This window comes from Paenibacillus litoralis, assembly GCF_046244365.1.
GTDB lineage: Bacteria > Bacillota > Bacilli > Paenibacillales > NBRC-103111 > Paenibacillus_V.
In genome coordinates this window covers 7469986-7487240 of sequence record NZ_CP176395.1, presented here as the reverse complement: position 1 = coordinate 7487240, position 17255 = coordinate 7469986, and the positions used below count along the sequence as shown (strand labels likewise).

The window sequence follows — 17255 nt, the reverse complement described above, 5'->3', positions numbered from 1 at the left end:
TTCGATTTCATGCCGCTTTTTATGCATATCCCTGTTCTTCTGGGGCAACCTGTCCTTAAGGAGGTGAGTGCAGTGGCTAGAAGAAGAAGGAGTGGCAACCGGCTTCTCGTTCCCGAAGCGGAGCAAGGCATGCGGCGGTTTATGGCGGAGGTTATGCGCAAAGAAGGGTATCAAGTCGATCCTAATCAGCCTGATCAGGTGAAATACGAGGTGGCGCGTTCCATGGGCATTCCGCTCAGTCAAGGCGGCAACGGTCAACTGACGACGGAGTCCGCAGGCAAAATAGGCGGGCAAATCGGAGGATCCATGGTAAGGGAAATGATCAAGCTGGCGAAGCAGCAGATCTCGAATTCGGGACGATAACCATGCAGGGCAGCGGGCTCGGACGCCGGTCAGGTTCGGGCTTTTTGTATTGTTTGCTTATTTCTATTCTGGCATACGGCCGCAAAAACGGTTACAATAGAAGGTGCTTTGTCAATCGTTACATATTAGGGAGTAGGTTCGCATGGGTAAAGGTAGGATCGTGGAGCTCGATTTCGTCCGGGCTGTCGCGATTTTGGCAGTTCTTCTCATACATGGGACCGCGGATGCGACGGTCGAAATTCCGTTCGGCAGCCGCTCGCAGGTGGTTTTTCTGCTGATTAACAAGCTGAGCAATTTTGCGGTGCCCGTCTTTCTGATGATAAGTGCGCTCGTCATGTTTTACCGGTATGAAGCGGGCTGGAATGCGCGCGAGGCGTTCAATTTTTACCGGAAGCGGCTGCAGTACGTTATCGTGCCGTATTTGATCTGGATGTTCTTCTATTATGTGTACTACCAGTGGCTTGGCAGCAATATGGATTTCTCGGCGATCAAGATAGACTGGCTCGACTTTGCCAAAAAGCTGCAATGGGCGGATGTCGGCTATCATCTGTATTTCATCGTCATCATCGCGCAGTTTTATTTATTGTTTCCGATCGTCATGTCGCTGGTCAAAGCGTTCGCGTGGTTTCGCAACTATTTGTGGCTGATCGGTATCGTCATTCAAGAAGGCGTATACGCTTACCATCACTGGGTAAAACCCTTCGAGCACAGCGGAACGCTCGTATCCACCTATGCGGCGGTCATCTGCATCGGCGGTTGGATCGGGCTCAACTACGAGAAATTCCGCAATGCGAGCAGGCATCTATGGTGGGTGTTCGGACTTGCGATGCTGTTCGGGTACAGCCTATTCAACATATTTGTGCTGATCCGCACCAACATCTCGTTCGGCGCGGTCGCTTACGAGTGGGTGTTCCACTGCTACGCCATTTGCATGGGCATCAGCCTGCTGTGGATCGGGCGCAAGGTGATGGAGGGCTCCGCATTGCTGGCGAAATGGATCGTTTCCTTCAGCGCGGCGTCGTTCGGCATTTATTTGATTCATCCGGCCTTGCTGTCGTATTGGAAAGTGATGCTCGTCTATCCGGGCGAATCGCTTGCCTACCAGCTTTCGGCTATCGGGTCTACGATCATGCTGCTAATCGTACCGTGGCTGATCATCGCGCTGATCAAAAAAATAAAAGGCTCGTGGATACTGCTCGGACGCTAGCTCGGAACGGAATGGCGGATAGCGGGATCATAAAGCGACAGCCCTCTGTCCGTCCTCCATGCTTGGCTGGGATCGGGCAAAGGGCTTTTTCATGGTCGATTACATACAGGCTTCATAAGGCATCCGAAGGAAGCCGAAGACAGCCGGAGACCGGAAAGGAGAATGACGAATGACTAGGGAACAGGTTGTCCGCTTGAGCGGTAAAAAAATGGTGCGCGAGCACGGGCTCCTTCCGTTCTTCCGGCTGATGGCGGAGGAAGGCGTGGAGGCGCCGAAGCTTTGGTTCGTCTGCATCGGCACGGACCGGTCGTCCGGCGATTCGCTCGGGCCGCTAACCGGAACGCTGCTGACGGAAGCCGGCTACGCGAACGTTATCGGTACGCTTGCCGAGCCGTGCGATGCCGACCGGCTGCCGAAGCTGCTGCAGCGCGTGCCGGCGGGAGCCGTCGTTCTTGCGGTCGACGCTTGCGTGGGCAGGCCGGAAGCCGTCGGCTATTACCGGCTGGCCCGCGAGCCGATCGAGCCGGGACGCTCGATGGGTCGGCCTCTGCCGTCGGTCGGGGACTGGTCGATCGCTGCGATCGTTTGCGAGAACAAAGGCAATCCGGCTTTCGTTCTTCAGCGTACGCCGCTGAATCGAGTGCTGATGATGGCGAGGCATATCGTCAAGGCGGTGCAGGAAGCGTTCTCGCAGGACGACAGAGAGAGCAGAGGGCAGTAGGGGAGTAGGAGAGTAGGGGAGAAACGCGGGACGCAAGCTCATATACGAAGCAGGGGGGACAAACGTATGCGTGGAGAGGGCATGATGGGCGGCGGAGGGTACGGAGGCGGAATGGGCGGAAGAAAAGGACTGTCGGCGGGCGACCGGCCGAAGGCGAAGCTGAAGGATGTAAGCCTGACGCGTATTTTTGGCTTGTTCCGCTCCTATTGGAAGCTGCTGCTGGCTATTTTGGCGCTAGCGTTAGTCGGCGCGGTGATCGGTCTTGTTCCGCCGCTCGTGATGCGCGACATCGTGGATACCGCGATTCCGCAGGGGGACCGCAAGCAGTTATTGATCGCGGTAGGATTAATGGTCGGACTTCCGCTCCTCAGCGGACTGCTCGGCGTTCTGCAGAACCATATGAATAACCGGGTAGGACAAAGCGTCATGCGGGATTTGCGGCACGGGCTGTTCCGTAATTTGCAAAGACAGTCGATGTCGTTCTTTACCCATTCCCGCTCGGGGGAAGTCATCCAGCGGCTGACCGGAGACGTGCAGGCGGTGCAGGGCGTCGTGACGGGAACGATCGTGAATGCGATTACGCAGATCGTCATCATGGCGACCACGCTGTTCATTCTGTTCAAGCTGGATTGGCGGCTCGCCCTAATCTCACTCGTCATCCTGCCGCTGTTCGTGCTGCCGGTTCGCTCGGTGTCGCGGGCGCGCAAGAAGCTGCAGGCCGAAACCCAGAGGGTGCGGGCCGAAATGTCGGCGGAGCTCGGCGAAACGTTCGGCGTATCGGGGGCGATGCTGACGCGCATTTTCGGCAAAGAGCATGCGCAGGAGATGCGGTTCTCGGAGCTGAACGAGAAGGTGATGGCACTCGAGCTGCGTCTGAACCTCGTCGGACGCTGGTTCGGACTCGTCGTCGGCGTGCTGGCGCCGACCGGGGCGGCGATCATTTATTTGTACGGCGGTCTCGGCGTGATGGACGGCACGATGTCGATCGGCGACATCATCGCTTTCACCGCTTATGTGGGCAGGTTGTACGGCCCGACGTCGACGCTGCTGAATTTGCACGTAGAGGTGGCCACCGCGCTGGGCGTGTTTCAGCGCATCTATGAATATATGGACATGAAATCCGACATCGTGGACACGCCGGACGCCAAGCCGCTTCCGCCGCTAGCCGGCAATATTGCTTACCGGGACGTTTCCTTTGCCTACAAGCCGGGTCAGACGGCTTTGGAGGACATTTCCTTTACGGTGCGGCCGGGACAGCTGATGGCGCTTGTCGGTCCGAGCGGGGCCGGCAAAACGACGCTGATCGGCATGCTGGCCAGACTGCATGACCCGACGGACGGGCGGGTGGAGATGGACGGCCATGACCTGAAGCAAGTGACGCTGCAGTCGCTGCGCGAGCAGGTGGCGTTCGTCACGCAGGAATCGTTCCTGTTCCACGCGACGATCCGCGACAACTTGCGGTTCGCGAAGGACGACGCTTCGGACACGGAGATCGAGGAGGCGTGCCGGAAAGCATATCTTCACGAGCTGATCGCGGGCTTGCCGGAAGGCTACGATACGATGGTCGGCGAAAGGGGACACCGGCTGTCCGGCGGGGAGCGGCAGCGGCTCGCGATTGCGCGCGCGATCTTGCGCAACCCCGGCGTGCTGGTGCTTGACGAGGCGACCTCTCATCTCGATTCCGAATCGGAAGCGTTCGTGCAGGCGGCGCTCGAGGAGCTCATGCAGGGACGGACGACGATCGTCATCGCCCATCGGCTGTCGACGGTGCTGGCCGCCGACAGCATTATCGCCCTCGAGAACGGGCGCATCGCCGAACAGGGTACGCATGCCGAGCTATTGGCTAGGGACGGGTTGTATGCGAGACTGTATCATACGCAGTTCGCCAAAGTGGAGGAGCAAAGCGTGTCGTCTGCGGGACTTGAACCAAGCAGCTAATCCAGCAAGAGCATCGTAGAGGCGTTCCCGCTTGTAAATTCGATGCGGTAAGGCGAGTAGCGCCCGTTCCGATAGTCGTACGTAAGCGTGGCTTCCCCGATGAAATCGGCCGGGGATAGCTGGGCGGGAATTTCGGCAACCAGCTCGTTATTCCTGATTTCGAAGCGGACGATGCTGCCGAATGCCAGCTTGTCGAACCAGTTGGCGGGTTCCGCGGCTATCGTTTCCGGATCGATCCGCATCGGCGTTCCGCCGGGGCCGACCGAGACGGAAACCTCGGCGGTCGTAACCTTCGATTGAATATGCTTGCGGACGGCTTCGACCGGGTTGTCGACAGCTATTTCGGCCAGCTTCTCCGGATCGATCGCATGTGCCCAGCTTTCGCGGACGCCTGTTCCATGACCTGTCGTGATCAGGATGAGCAGCTCGTCCCGTCCGTCCTTGTTCAAGTCGAGGGCGTATATTTCCGGCGCGAAGCTCGGGTTGATTTCGTTCGACCAGGTGGTATGGAGCGAGCCGCCGTTTACCTGCAAAATCAAATTCTCATACATGCCGCCTTGCTCTTCCGAGGCGTACAGCGCCGCTCCCGTCTTCGCTTCTTTGGCGATGGGGGCGGCGTTCGGTTTATTTTTCGCGGTTTCCTGCCGCTGCAAGGCCGTTTCCTTCTCCGCATCGGGACGAATCGGGTGGTTTGCTCTGTCCGCATAGAATGCGAACGCCACGAGCAGCACCCCGGCAGCCGCCAGGCTGCAGAGCGTTATTTGGCGTCCGGTCACAATCTTTCTCCACCTTCCGGCATCCGGTTACTATTCATTGACGCGTTACAAAAAAAATATTTTCCGTTTACAAAATTCGAGCCTCTTTTTAACGTTTCGCTCATATACTTTATATTACCTGTTGAACAGAGTATTGGGAACGAGGAGATGAAGCATATGACGATGATCAATCATATAAACATGGCTGACGAAAACGGGCGCGTATACTGCTGTTTGCGGAATAAGGTCGTTACGCTTGATGCGAAGCATACGAAAACGTTCTGCGGAGGCTGTAAAATGTACCGGGGGGACGCGGGCGGACAAGGGGTGGAGTGTGCCTGGGATGACGCGCGCGGCGTGAGCGAGCCGTACCGGGTGAGCAATCCGCAGGAGGAATGGCTGAGCAACCAGTACCGCAAGGTGAAACAGCGGGATGGCCTGCTGGCGTCTCCGCACGACGCGTGGAACGCGTTTATGATTACGTTCGAAGAAACGATGCCGGAGTCCGGTTAGTTTTGGCGTTTGGCGGAAGCGGACAAGCTTTCGCTTTGCAGCAGCCCTATTGAAGATCTTGAAGCGATAGCTGTCCACAAGCCGGGAATACGGCGGAGGGGAGCTTTTTTTGTTGTTCGGGACAGGAGAGAGAGGAAGCGAGTTTGCGAAAGGGACATTCCTGGAGTTCGGGAGACGCAGCCGGGCTTGTTCTTGCTTGGCATGCCGAATCCGGTTTATGCGTACATAACGAAAAAGTATTTATTTTTGCGTAAAGTAGGGACGAATCCGCCTGCTCCTGCACATGATGTAGAAGGCGCCGCGCCGGGACTCATACAAGCGCAGGAGGGTACGCTTATGATACGGGAGAGCTATGAGGTGCTGGATCGTCTGAGGCTGCCTCACGGTCTGTACCTGGCAAGCACGTCGGATCATTACCGCTTTGTTTGGCTTCGGGACAGCGTATACATGTCGCTGCCATACCTGGATAAGCCGAACGGGACGTATGAGAAAGCGTTTCACCGCATACTGGATTTGTTGAAGGAATACGAATGGAAGCTCGATTTGATCGCCGTGCAAAAGCCGGTTTACGAATGGGAATACCTGCATGCGCGTTACTCGTCCAACGACGTGCGGGAAATTCATTCGGAGCCTTGGGGTCATGTGCAGCACGACATGATCGGCGCGATTTTGTTCGGGATCGGAATCGGGGAGGCGAAGGGCAGACAGGTCATCCGCAGCGTGAAGGACTTGGAGCTGGTAAGCAAGCTTGTCCGTTATTTGGAGCGGGTCGAATACTGGCGCGATCCGGATAACGGCATGTGGGAGGAGGGACGCGAGCTCCACGCTTCTTCGATCGGCGCATGCGTTGCGGGGCTTGCTGCGGTGGAGCGTCTAGTCCAGGTGCCGCAGCCGCTGATCGGGCTCGGGCGCGAAGCGCTCAAGACGCTATACCCGCGCGAAAGCGAGACGAAGACGGCGGACTTGGCGCAGCTAAGCCTGGTCTACCCGTACCGGTTATTTACCGGGGAACGGGGAGAAGCCATCGTTCGTCAAGCGGAGGAGCGGCTGCTTCGGGATCGCGGCCTCATCCGCTACAGCGGCGACAGCTATTTCAGCGTGCTGGAAAGCCAGCATGGCCGCGGGCAAGACCTTGCCTTCTACGAAGGCTCCGAAGCGGAGTGGACGTTCGGACTGCCGTGGCTGGCGCTGTGCTGGCTGGAGCTCGGAGACAAGGAGAAGGCGGCCGAATACGTTCGGCGGACGGAACGGGCGATGGTCGCGCCCGGAGTCCTGCCCGAACTCTTTTTCGCCGGAACGGCGGAGCCGAACCCGAATACGCCGCTTGGCTGGAGCAGCGCGATGTACATTCTCGCCGTGGAAGCTCTTGATCGCGCCTCGCGCGACTCGTAAGGCACGCATGCGGCCCTGCGAACGGGAAGATCGCGCATAACCGCAAATGATTTGTGCAAGACGAACATTTACGTAATCGTCAAGGCCCGGCATAAGGTGCGTCTGATCAAAAACGAACGTCATGTTCAAAAAACGAACGTTCCTCCGGAGCGTTCCAAATCCCAAATCACGCCGCCAATGGCTGCCGGCAAGCGAATTCGCTTGGCCGGTTTTTGTTTTTCGCCGTTTCTTGCGTATCGGGACCGCGATTTTTTTGCTTCACTCCGTTTTATTTCGTTTGCGCACGTTCTACTATCGGTCAATTGACTTATTGAAAAAACAAACTTTTTCAAAGCATGACGGAGACATAATTCGTAAATGAGCAGGCATATACTGAATTCACCTGCACCTTACAAGCTTCCCGTCAGCCGAATGGGAAAGCTTGCGGGTCGGACTCGGTTGGTCCAGCGGTACATACAATTACATATCGGGGGGAACGCGATGGAAGACGGGCGTATTCGCCGAACGGAACAGCCTGCGCCGGAAGAGCGGGAGACGGAGGAGCAGCCTTACGCGCTTGGCGCGAAGCCGCCGATCATGCGCGAAGAGAAGGAACAGCGGACCTTCGGGGATGACGATTTTTCTTTTGAAAACTATGAAAATGACCGGCTGGAGCTTCTGCCGAGAGACTGGTCGACCTTGTACGCCTACTGGGACATTACCGACGACCGCAAGCGGATGGTCGAGCGGTACAGCAACTGCAAGTGGGAGCAGCTGCAGAAAGTGCTGCGCATTTACGACGTCAACGAAGTATCGTTCTCGGGCGACAATGCGAATGACTGGTGGGACGTGGAGCTGGCCGGGGGGAGCAATCACGGGTTCGTAGGCGGGATGCGGGCCGACTGCGCCTATTGCATGGACTATGGCATCCGAACGAAGGAAGGCAAATTCGTCGCCATTCTGCGCTCCAATTCCGTGACGCTTCCCCGCAATGCGGAGGTCGGATCGGGCGGCGCACCGGGAAGGAAGCGGCGGGCGGAAGGATCGGAAACGCAGACGGACGCCGAGAGCGAGGAAGCCGATGCGGAGGCGGGGGGAGAACAGCCGATTCCGGCATGGATGAGCCGATTCACCGGCTATTCGCTGCAGGAAAGCTGAGCATGGCATTTTAACCGTGTGGAAAAGAGGGACTGGTCGATTGGATAAAGGATATTTGGCGCTTGTTTTGCACGCTCATCTCCCTTACGTTCACCATCCGGAAAGCGAAACGGTAATGGAGGAAAAATGGCTGTTCGAAGCGCTGACGGAGTCGTATTTGCCGCTGCTTGACGTGTATGAAGGTCTGGTCAGGGACGGGGTGCCGTTCAAGCTGACGATGTCGTTGACGCCGACGCTGCTGTCGATGCTGGCGAGCCCGCTGCTGCAGGAGCGTTACGCGCTGCATCTCGATTCGACGGTGGAGCTGGCGGAGAAGGAGATGGTCCGCACCCGCGGCGACGGACAGAGGCACAAGCTGGCCAGGATGTATGCCGGCAAGCTGCACCGGTACCGGAGGAAGTTCGCGGAGCAATACCGCGGCAACGTGATCGGCGGCTTCCGCAAGCTGATGGAGAGCGGCCATCTGGAGCTCGTCACGTCCTCGGCGACGCATGCGTTCCTTCCGTATGTGCGCACCGAGCAGGCGATCCGGGCGCAGCTGGCCGAAGCGGTCGCCGTCCATGAGCGGCATCTCGGCGTCGCCCCGAGAGGGATTTGGCTGCCTGAATGCGGCTATACGGAGGGGCTCGACCGGCTGCTTGCGGAGTACGGGCTGCGGTATTTCTTTACGGATTCGCATGCGGTGAAGCACGCGTACCCGAAGCCGGAGAACGGCGTCTATGCGCCGTTGTTCACGCCGCACGGCGTTGCGGTATTCGCCCGCGATCAAGAAGCCTCGAAGCAGGTATGGAGCGCGCAGGAGGGCTATCCGGGCGATCACGATTACCGCGAATTTTATCGGGATATCGGGTATGAGCTCGATTACGACTATTTGCGTCCGCATTTGCACAAAAGCGGATTGCGGCTCGACACGGGGCTTAAATATTTCCGCATTACCGGCGACGGCGAACGCAAGGAGCTGTACGAACCGGAGTGGGCGCTGCGCAAGGCGGAGCTGCATGCCGGCAACTTCATGTTCAACCGCGAACGGCAGGCGGAGCATCTTGCCGCGCATATGCCGCGCAAACCGATCATCGTCGCCTCGTACGACGCGGAGCTGTTCGGCCATTGGTGGTACGAAGGACCGGCATGGCTCGACTTTCTGTGCCGCAAAATCGCCGGCGAGCAGCAAACGATCCGGCTGGTAACGCCTGCCGACTATGTGGCGGAATATCCCGCCGGCGAGACGGGGCAGCCGCCCTTCTCCAGCTGGGGGCGTGGCGGTTACGGGGAAGTGTGGCTCGGCGAGAGCAACGAATGGATGTACCGGCACCTTCACCTTATGGAGGAGGAGATGATTCGGCTCGCCGACTTGTTTCCGAATGCAGGCGGGCTTCGGCGGCGCTTCCTTAATCAGGCGGCTCGCGAGCTGATGCTTGCCGAGAGCAGCGACTGGGCGTTCATTATGGATAACCGGACGGTGGTGGAGTACGCCGTCCGCAGGTTCTGCGAGCACGCGGGCCGCTTCCGGCGGCTGGCTGAAGCCGTGCGCGGCGGTACGCTCGACGAAAGCTGGCTGGCGGAGGTCGAGCGGCGCGATGACATTTTTCCGCAGCTGGATTACCGGCGCTACGGTACGCCCGGGGCCGCTTTGGTTTCGGCATCGGCATCGGCTCGGGCCGTTCAAGCTGAGGAGGGCGACCGGGCGGACGGCGTGCCGGCTGCGGAGAGCGCGGGGGGCGGAATGGCTGGGGAGAACTCGAAGGCCGGTGCGGCGTCGCGTACTACCGCCGAAACGATTCCGGGTAGACGTAGTCCGCCGGTCTTCCCGCTGAAAGTGCTGATGCTGTCGTGGGAGTTTCCGCCGATGATCGTCGGAGGGTTGTCCCGGCACGTTTACGAGCTGGCGAGGAAGCTGGCTGCTCGCGGCCTGGAGGTGCATGTCGTCACCTGCCATGTCGACGGCTATCCGGCCTATGAGGTGAACGAAGGGGTTCGCGTGCACAGGGTAAAGCCTTATCAGGCGCAAACGGTCGATTTTATGGGATGGGTATTCCAGCTGAATCTGGCGATGGTCGATTACGCGCGCAATCTCGCCAAGCATCACGTCGCCTTCGATATCATTCATGCGCATGACTGGCTTGTCAGCCAGGCGGCCCAAACGCTGAAGCATCGGCTGAACGTCCCGCTGGTTGCGACGATTCATGCGACCGAGCACGGCCGCAATCAGGGGCTGTTCACGCCGCTGCAGCACGATATTCACGGCTTGGAGTGGGAGCTGACCTACGAGGCGTGCCGCGTCATTGGCTGCAGCCTTTACATGGAGGATGAAATCCGCCGCTTGTTCGGGCTTCCGGAGGGCAAGATCGACATGATCCCGAACGGCGTCGATTCGGAAGCGATGAAGGCGGGCTCGCTGCGAAGCGAGCTGAGGAACCGCTATGCGCTGCCGCACGAAAAAATCGTCATGTTCGTCGGCCGGCTTGTGCGTGAGAAAGGGGTGCAGGTGCTGCTCGACAGCATCCCGCTCGTTACGGCAAGCTGCCCGGATGCGAAATTTGTCGTAGCGGGCAAAGGCCCGATGCTCCAAACGCTCGAACGGCAAGCCCATGCGCAGGGCGTGGACGGCCGTGTCGCTTTCGCGGGCTTTATCGAGGATAGCGACCGCAACGAGCTGTACGCGATGAGCGCTGCCGCCGTGTTTCCGAGTCTTTACGAGCCTTTCGGCATCGTCGCGCTGGAAGCGATGGCCGCAGGCGTGCCCGTTATCGTCTCCGGAACGGGCGGGCTGCAGGAAATCGTGCGGCATGGCGTTGACGGCTTGACGGCTCTGCCCGGCAATGCCGAATCGCTCGCTGCCCAGATCATCCGCGTGCTGCAGGATGAAGGCGGGGCCGGCGCGCTGGCGAGCCGCGGGCTGCACAAGGTGCGCACGCAGTACGACTGGTCGTCGATCGCCGAGCGGACGATCGACTGCTACGGCAAGGCTGCGGCAGCATCGCAGAACGGCGCCGCAGCGGGCATGATGGAAACGGCGGCAAGCCAGGCCGCTCCGTTCGTTCTACATAACTAAATCGTTGCGGCGGCGGTTAGCCCGCCCGCTGCATTTTCATAAAATCATTCATATTAAACAGACCTTGGGGGAATGCGAAGAATGAAAGCAGTTATTATGGCCGGCGGTAAAGGGACGCGTCTGCGCCCGCTCACCTGCAATACACCGAAACCGATGGTGCCTCTGCTCGATCGGCCGGTGATGGAGTATACGATCGAACTGCTGAAGAAGCACGGGATTACGGACATCGCGGTTACGATGCAATTTTTGCCCGAGGTCATCCGGAATCATTTTGGCGACGGCAGCGAGTTTGGGGTGAGGCTGCGTTATTTCGAGGAAGAGAGTCCGCTCGGTACGGCGGGCAGCGTCAAGAATGCCGAATCGTTTCTCGATGAAACCTTCATCGTCATCAGCGGCGACGCCTTGACCGATTTCGACCTGACGGCGGCCATAACGTACCATAGAAACCGGAAGGCGCTCGCGACGCTCGTGCTGACGCATGTCGAAAGCCCGCTCGAGTACGGAGTGGTCATGACCGACGATACGGGCAAGGTCGTTCGTTTTCTGGAAAAGCCGAGCTGGGGCGAAGTGTTCAGCGACGCGGTCAACACCGGGATCTATATCGTGGAGAAAGAAGCTTTCGAGCTGTATACGGCCGGCGTAGAGTACGATTTCAGCAAAGATCTGTTCCCTCTGCTCATGGAGAAAGGGCTGCCGCTTTACGCTTATCATGCAAAAGGGTACTGGTCGGATATCGGCAATTTGACGCAATACCGGCAAACGCAGATCGATATGCTGGACGGTAAAGTGGACGTGCGTATTGCAGGCACGGAGGTGCTGCCTCGCGTATGGGTCGGTGAGCATGCCGACATCGCCGCAAACATCCGCTTCGCCGCGCCTGCCTTTATCGGACGGGGGGCGGTGCTCGAGGACTACGCGGATATCGGCGAGTATTCCGTTATCGGCGGCGGCTGCCTCGTCAGGCAGCAGGCTCGGGTCGAGCGGGCGGTGCTGTGGAGCAATGCGTCCGTAGGCCGCCGTGCGGAAATATACGGAGCGACCTTATGCCGGAACGCCGCGGTCGAGAATGACGCTTTCGTGGCGGAAGGCGCGGTCATCGGAGATGCGAGCCGCGTCGGCGGCAAGAGCGTCGTCGGGCAGGACGTCATGGTATGGCCGAATAAGACGATCGAGCCTTACGCGCAGGTTAAGGAATCGATTGTCTGGACCCGTACGCAGAACAAGGCGTTGTTCGGACAGTGGGGCGTAAAAGGAACGTGGGGAGCGGACATGACGACGACGTTCGCAGCCCGTTTGGCGCTTGCGTACGGCTCGCTCCTCAAAGCCGGGTGCCGGGTGGGCATCAGCCACGACGCAACGCCGACAGCCGCGCTCGTCGCAGGCGCTTTTGCCTCCGGCTTGCATGCATCGGGCGTTCATACGGAGGGCTACGGCACGGTGACGTCTTCCGTCGCGCGATTTGCCTGCTGGCATGCGGGCAATTCGGCCGGCGTCCACGTCCGCCAGTGTCCGCTGCCGGAAGAAGACGCCTTCGTCATCGAGTTCTATGACGATAGAGGGCTTCCGGTCAGCAAGGCGGTCGAGCGTAAGATCGAGAACGCCTTTGCGCAGGAAGACAGCAGGCGCATGAGGCAGAACCAGCTTGGCGCCGGCCGGGAAGCAGCCGGCATTGCCGCCCGGTACTGCGAGCAGCTGCTGTCCCGCGTAGACAGCGCCGCTATTTGCGGGGGAGGCTACAGCATCGTGCTCGCGTACGAGTACCGCAACATGCGCGGCATCATCCCCGAGCTGCTCGAGGCGCTCGGCTGCGGGGTCATTCACCTGAACGGCCACGGCGTCTCGCGCGAAGAGGTCGCGCAGATGGTGAAGCTGAGCCGTTCCGATCTCGGCGTGCTGCTTGACGCGGACGGCCAGCATTTGACGATCGTGACCGAAGAAGGACAGATCGTCGACGAGTCGGTCCTGTCGGTTCTTCAGATCGTTCTGCAGCTTCAGCGTCAGGAAGGCGTGCTCTATGTGCCCGTGCATGTGCCGGGCATCGTCGAAGGGATCGGCGCGCGTTACGACCGCAAGGTCATCCGCACGAAGGCGGACCGGCGTTCGGTGATGGAAGGCTGCCAAACCGACGGCTTCCATCCGGCCTTCGACGGCCTGTACGTACTCGTTCACTTGCTGGAGCGGCTGGCGCTGCAAAGCTGCGACATGTCGGAGCTGGTCGACGCGATACCGAGCTTCGCGATGATGCGCCGCAGCGTCGATTGCCCGTGGCAGGACAAAGGCAAGGTGATGCGCTGCCTGATGGAGGAAACCGAAGGCAAACGCGTCGAGCTGATCGACGGCATCAAGGTGTTCCACGACGGCGGCTGGACGCTTATTTTGCCGGACAGCGACGAGCCTGTCGTGCAGGTATACGCGCATGCCGCTTCGAGGCAAAAGGCGGAGGAGCTCGCGTACCTGTACACGCGGAAAATCGAGGATTACCGCAGACGGCAGAGCGTGTCGTAGGACTGTTGGTATTATGGCAAGGCCGGGAGATAAGGGCTCCCGGCCTTTTTGCGCTCAGATGCGTTATTGGAGCGTGCCAACGCTGGGACGAACAAACCGCCTCGCGCCGACTAACCAATGTATTAACTAGACGTTTCGCCCCGTGCCGACTAACCAACGTATTACCTAAACGATCCGCTCCGCGCCAACTAACCAACGTAATACCTAAACGATCTGCCTCGCGCCAACTAACCAACGTATTATCTAGACGATCCGCCTCGCTCCAACTAACCAACGTGTTACCTAACGATCCACCCCGCGCCGACTAACCAACGTGTTACCTAAACGATCCGCTCCGCGCCAACTAACCAACGTATTATCTAGACGATCCGCCTCGCTCCAACTAACCAACGTGTTACCTAACGATCCACCCCGTGCCGACTAACCAACGTATTACCTAAACGATCCGCTCCGCGCCAACTAACCAACGTATTACCTAAACGATCTGCCTCGCGCCAACTAACCAACGTATTATCTAGACGATCCGCCTCGCTCCAACTAACCAACGTATTACCTAACGATCCGCCCCGCGCCAACTAACCAACGTATTACCTAACGATCCGCCCTGTGCCAACTAACCAACGTATTATCTAGACGATCCGCCTCGCTCCAACTAACCAACGTGTTACCTAAACAAACCACCCCGTGCCGACTAATCAACGTATTACCTAAACGATCCGCCCCGCTCCAACTAACCTACGTAATATCGAACAAACCGCTCCGCGCCGACTAACCAACGTATTATCTAGACGATCCGCCTCGCTCCAACTAACCAACGTGTTACCTAACGATCCACCCCGCGCCGACTAATCAACGTATTACCTAAACGATCCGCCTCGCGCCAACTAACCAACGTGTTACCTAAACGATCCGCCTCACGCCAACTAACCAACGTATTACCGAACAAACCGCCTCGCGCCAACGACGAATTACGCAGACTAATCTGCCCCCCGTGCCGAGCGCCTGTTTTTCACCTAACTAACTGGAAAACCTCCCGTTAAATTTCACCGAATTGGTCACGGATGCTTTTTTAACTGGAAAACCTCCAGTTAATTCCCTCTAAACAAGGTCAGGGTATGGTTTAGCTTCAAATTACATGGAGGAAATCCAGTTAGTTGCTCGACGGTATGATTTCAGTATTAACTAACTGGACTTTTTCCAGTTACACGACTATCGCCGCATAAAATGGTTGACAAATGCAGGAAAAACGTATACAAATGTATACATAAAGCAACTGTATACGAATGTATACGAAAGGAGGTGGGTATCGAAAATGGAGCGCAACCGGCAAAGGATGAGACAAAGCCGAACCGTCGACGACACGTCGCGCGGCGAAAGAAGAGGCCGCTCGGACGACAGTCATCGAGGCGACCATCATGGGCGTCGGGGTGGCGAGCATCGGGGCGGAGGCGCGCAGACGTACCGAAGAGGACGCATCCTTATGTTTCTGGAACAGCTGCAGATCAAAAGGGCGACGTTGGCCCGGCAGCTTAGGGAAGCGGAATTTCAGTCGATTCATCCCGTTATCAGCGGGGAATTGAAGGCCATCGAGCAGGTCATGGAAGAGTATATCCATTTATTCGATCTGGACGCCGATTTCAAAGAGTCTGAAGAGGTAGAGGAGCGAGGTCTGCCCGTTGATCGTCAATTTTAGCCGCTGCGGTTAGCTATCCCAAACACGTCGTGCCTAAGGCTTCGACCGCCATGAGCTGCTCCCATGCCTAAGGCTTCGCCGCCGCTAAGCGCTGAACCAGCCGGCTCTGTCGCAACGGTTCCGCCGAACTTCCTTCAGTCGGCATTGGCGCTGCGCATACCCTGCTTAACCTTTGCCACAACATCCATACAGCAACGATTTGGAGAGTGAGTCTTACTATGCTACGCCGTTTTTTCTCTTATTACCGTCCCTACAAGGGACTCTTTATTCTCGACTTCAGCTGCGCGGTCTTTGCCGGCCTGCTGGAGCTGGCCTTTCCGCTTGCGGTAAGCAAATTTATCGACGACTTGCTGCCCAGCCAAAATTGGCAGGTCATCCTGCTCGCATGCGCCGGCTTGCTGGCCGTTTATGCGCTGAACACCGTCCTGCAGTATGTCGTTACCTATTGGGGCCACATGCTCGGCATCAACATCGAAACCACCATGCGGGAAAAAATGTTCGCGCATATTCAGAAATTATCGTTCCGCTTCTTTGACAATCACAAAACCGGCCATCTGATCGGCCGCATTACGAACGATTTGAACGATATCGGCGAGGTCGCCCACCACGGCCCCGAGGACGTGTTCATCGCGATCATGACGCTCGTCGGCTCCTTTACGCTTATGGCGTACATCAACCTGGAGCTCGCGCTGCTCACATTTATCATCATCCCGTTCATGGCGTGGCTGATTATCGGATTCGGGGGCAAAATGACCAAAACGTACCGGCGCTTGTTCGGCGACGTCGGCAATTTCAACGCCCGGATCGAGGATAACGTAGGCGGCATTCGCGTCGTACAATCGTTCGCAAACGAGAGCCATGAGAAAAAGCTGTTCGCCGTCGATAACCAGCGTTTTCGCGAAACGAAACTGATGGCTTACAAAACGATGGCCAAAAGCTTATCGGTCAGCTATATGATGATGCGTTTGGTAACGATTTTCGTCATGGTTTGCGGAGCTTGGTTCTTCATTCAAGGGAAGCTGGCCATGGGCGAGTTTATGGCGTTTCTTCTGCTGTCGAACATTTTCTTCCGGCCGATCGAGAAGATCAATGCCGTCATCGAAAGCTATCCGAAGGGGATCGCCGGCTTCAAGCGGTATATGGAAATTATGGATACCGAGCCTGAAATCGCGGACGCGCCTAACGCGGTCAAAGTGGATTCGCTGCGGGGCGACATCCGGTTCGACCATGTTTCCTTCGGGTATGAAGCGAACAGGAAAATTTTGAACGACATCAACCTTACCGTTCGTGCGGGCGAAACGGTTGCTTTCGTAGGGCCATCCGGCGCAGGTAAAACGACCATTTGCAGCTTGCTGCCGCGGTTTTACGACGTGAACGAAGGCCGCATCACCGTAGACGGCATCGATATCAGGCAGATGAGCTTGCTCTCGCTGCGCAAGCATATCGGCATCGTGCAGCAGGATGTGTTCCTGTTCTCGGGGACGATTCGCGAAAACATCGCCTACGGCGATTTGAAGGCGACGGACGAGCAGATTTGGGAGGCGGCTAGAAGAGCGTCGCTGGAAGAGCTGATCCGATCGCTGCCGGACGGCATGGAGACGGTGATCGGGGAACGCGGCGTCAAGCTCTCCGGCGGTCAAAAGCAGCGGATGTCGATCGCCAGAATGTTTTTGAAAAACCCGCCGATCCTCATCCTGGACGAAGCGACATCGGCGCTCGACACCGAAACGGAGGCGCTCATCCAGAAATCGCTCTCCGATTTGGCAGTCGGCCGGACGACTCTGGTCATCGCCCACCGTCTGACGACCATCAAGAATGCGGACCGGATCATCGTCGTCAGCGAGAACGGAATTTCGGAGGAAGGTAATCATCAGGAGCTGGTCGCTGCAGGAGGCATTTACAGCAAGCTGCATAACGCCCAGTATAGCTTGTCTTAAAGTAAACCGGTTTCGCTAAGGAACCCCTATTTGTTAGGAGGA

At 57.9% G+C, this 17255-nt stretch carries 12 protein-coding genes; 11 read left to right on the top strand and 1 reads right to left on the bottom strand.

The window, feature by feature from the left end:
* The first annotated feature begins 72 nt into the window (after positions 1-72).
* The 4 genes from ACKGJP_RS31555 to ACKGJP_RS31540 all read left to right on the top strand — a co-directional run bounded on the left by ACKGJP_RS31555 (position 73) and on the right by ACKGJP_RS31540 (position 4229).
* Positions 73-363: a small, acid-soluble spore protein, alpha/beta type gene (locus tag ACKGJP_RS31555; protein ID WP_409342706.1), complete on the top strand. Its 291-nt coding sequence runs from the start codon at positions 73-75 to the stop codon at positions 361-363.
* 142 nt (positions 364-505) lie between these two features.
* Positions 506-1570, top strand: coding sequence for an acyltransferase (locus ACKGJP_RS31550; protein WP_409342705.1), 1065 nt, complete (start codon positions 506-508; stop codon positions 1568-1570).
* A 169-nt stretch (positions 1571-1739) separates the two neighbouring features.
* Positions 1740-2291 carry a spore protease YyaC gene (gene yyaC, locus ACKGJP_RS31545; RefSeq protein ID WP_409342704.1) on the top strand — a complete coding sequence of 184 codons (552 nt, stop codon included), beginning with the start codon at positions 1740-1742 and terminating at the stop codon, positions 2289-2291.
* Positions 2292-2357: 66 nt separating this feature from the next.
* Entirely contained in the window at positions 2358-4229 is a 1872-nt protein-coding gene (locus tag ACKGJP_RS31540) for an ABC transporter ATP-binding protein (protein WP_409342703.1), read from the top strand.
* Here ACKGJP_RS31540 and ACKGJP_RS31535 read toward each other — a convergent pair.
* Entirely contained in the window at positions 4226-5005 is a 780-nt protein-coding gene (locus tag ACKGJP_RS31535; RefSeq protein WP_409342702.1) for a hypothetical protein, read from the bottom strand. The genes ACKGJP_RS31540 and ACKGJP_RS31535 overlap by 4 nt on opposite strands.
* A 156-nt stretch (positions 5006-5161) precedes the next feature.
* Here ACKGJP_RS31535 and ACKGJP_RS31530 point away from each other — a divergent pair, with 156 nt between their 5' ends.
* The 7 genes from ACKGJP_RS31530 (at position 5162) to ACKGJP_RS31500 (ending at position 17213) form a co-directional block, all read left to right on the top strand.
* The gene (locus ACKGJP_RS31530) at positions 5162-5497 is read left to right on the top strand and encodes a hypothetical protein (protein ID WP_409342701.1); all 336 of its coding nucleotides are present in this window, start codon (positions 5162-5164) and stop codon (positions 5495-5497) included.
* 186 nt (positions 5498-5683) lie between these two features.
* On the top strand, positions 5684-6889 hold the full coding sequence (locus tag ACKGJP_RS31525; protein ID WP_409342700.1) for a glycoside hydrolase family 15 protein: 1206 nt from the start codon (positions 5684-5686) through the stop codon (positions 6887-6889).
* Between the two features lie 480 nt (positions 6890-7369).
* The gene (locus ACKGJP_RS31520) at positions 7370-8026 is read left to right on the top strand and encodes a DUF4912 domain-containing protein (protein ID WP_409342699.1); all 657 of its coding nucleotides are present in this window, start codon (positions 7370-7372) and stop codon (positions 8024-8026) included.
* Between the two features lie 40 nt (positions 8027-8066).
* Complete coding sequence (locus tag ACKGJP_RS31515; RefSeq protein ID WP_409342698.1) at positions 8067-11078, top strand: 1,4-alpha-glucan branching protein domain-containing protein; 3012 nt, start codon at positions 8067-8069, stop codon at positions 11076-11078.
* Positions 11079-11159: 81 nt separating this feature from the next.
* Entirely contained in the window at positions 11160-13583 is a 2424-nt protein-coding gene (locus ACKGJP_RS31510; RefSeq protein WP_409342697.1) for a sugar phosphate nucleotidyltransferase, read from the top strand.
* A gap of 1312 nt (positions 13584-14895) precedes the next feature.
* The gene (locus tag ACKGJP_RS31505; RefSeq protein WP_409342696.1) at positions 14896-15276 is read left to right on the top strand and encodes a hypothetical protein; all 381 of its coding nucleotides are present in this window, start codon (positions 14896-14898) and stop codon (positions 15274-15276) included.
* 218 nt (positions 15277-15494) lie between these two features.
* Positions 15495-17213: an ABC transporter ATP-binding protein gene (locus ACKGJP_RS31500; RefSeq protein ID WP_409342695.1), complete on the top strand. Its 1719-nt coding sequence runs from the start codon at positions 15495-15497 to the stop codon at positions 17211-17213.
* Positions 17214-17255: the final 42 nt, after the last annotated feature.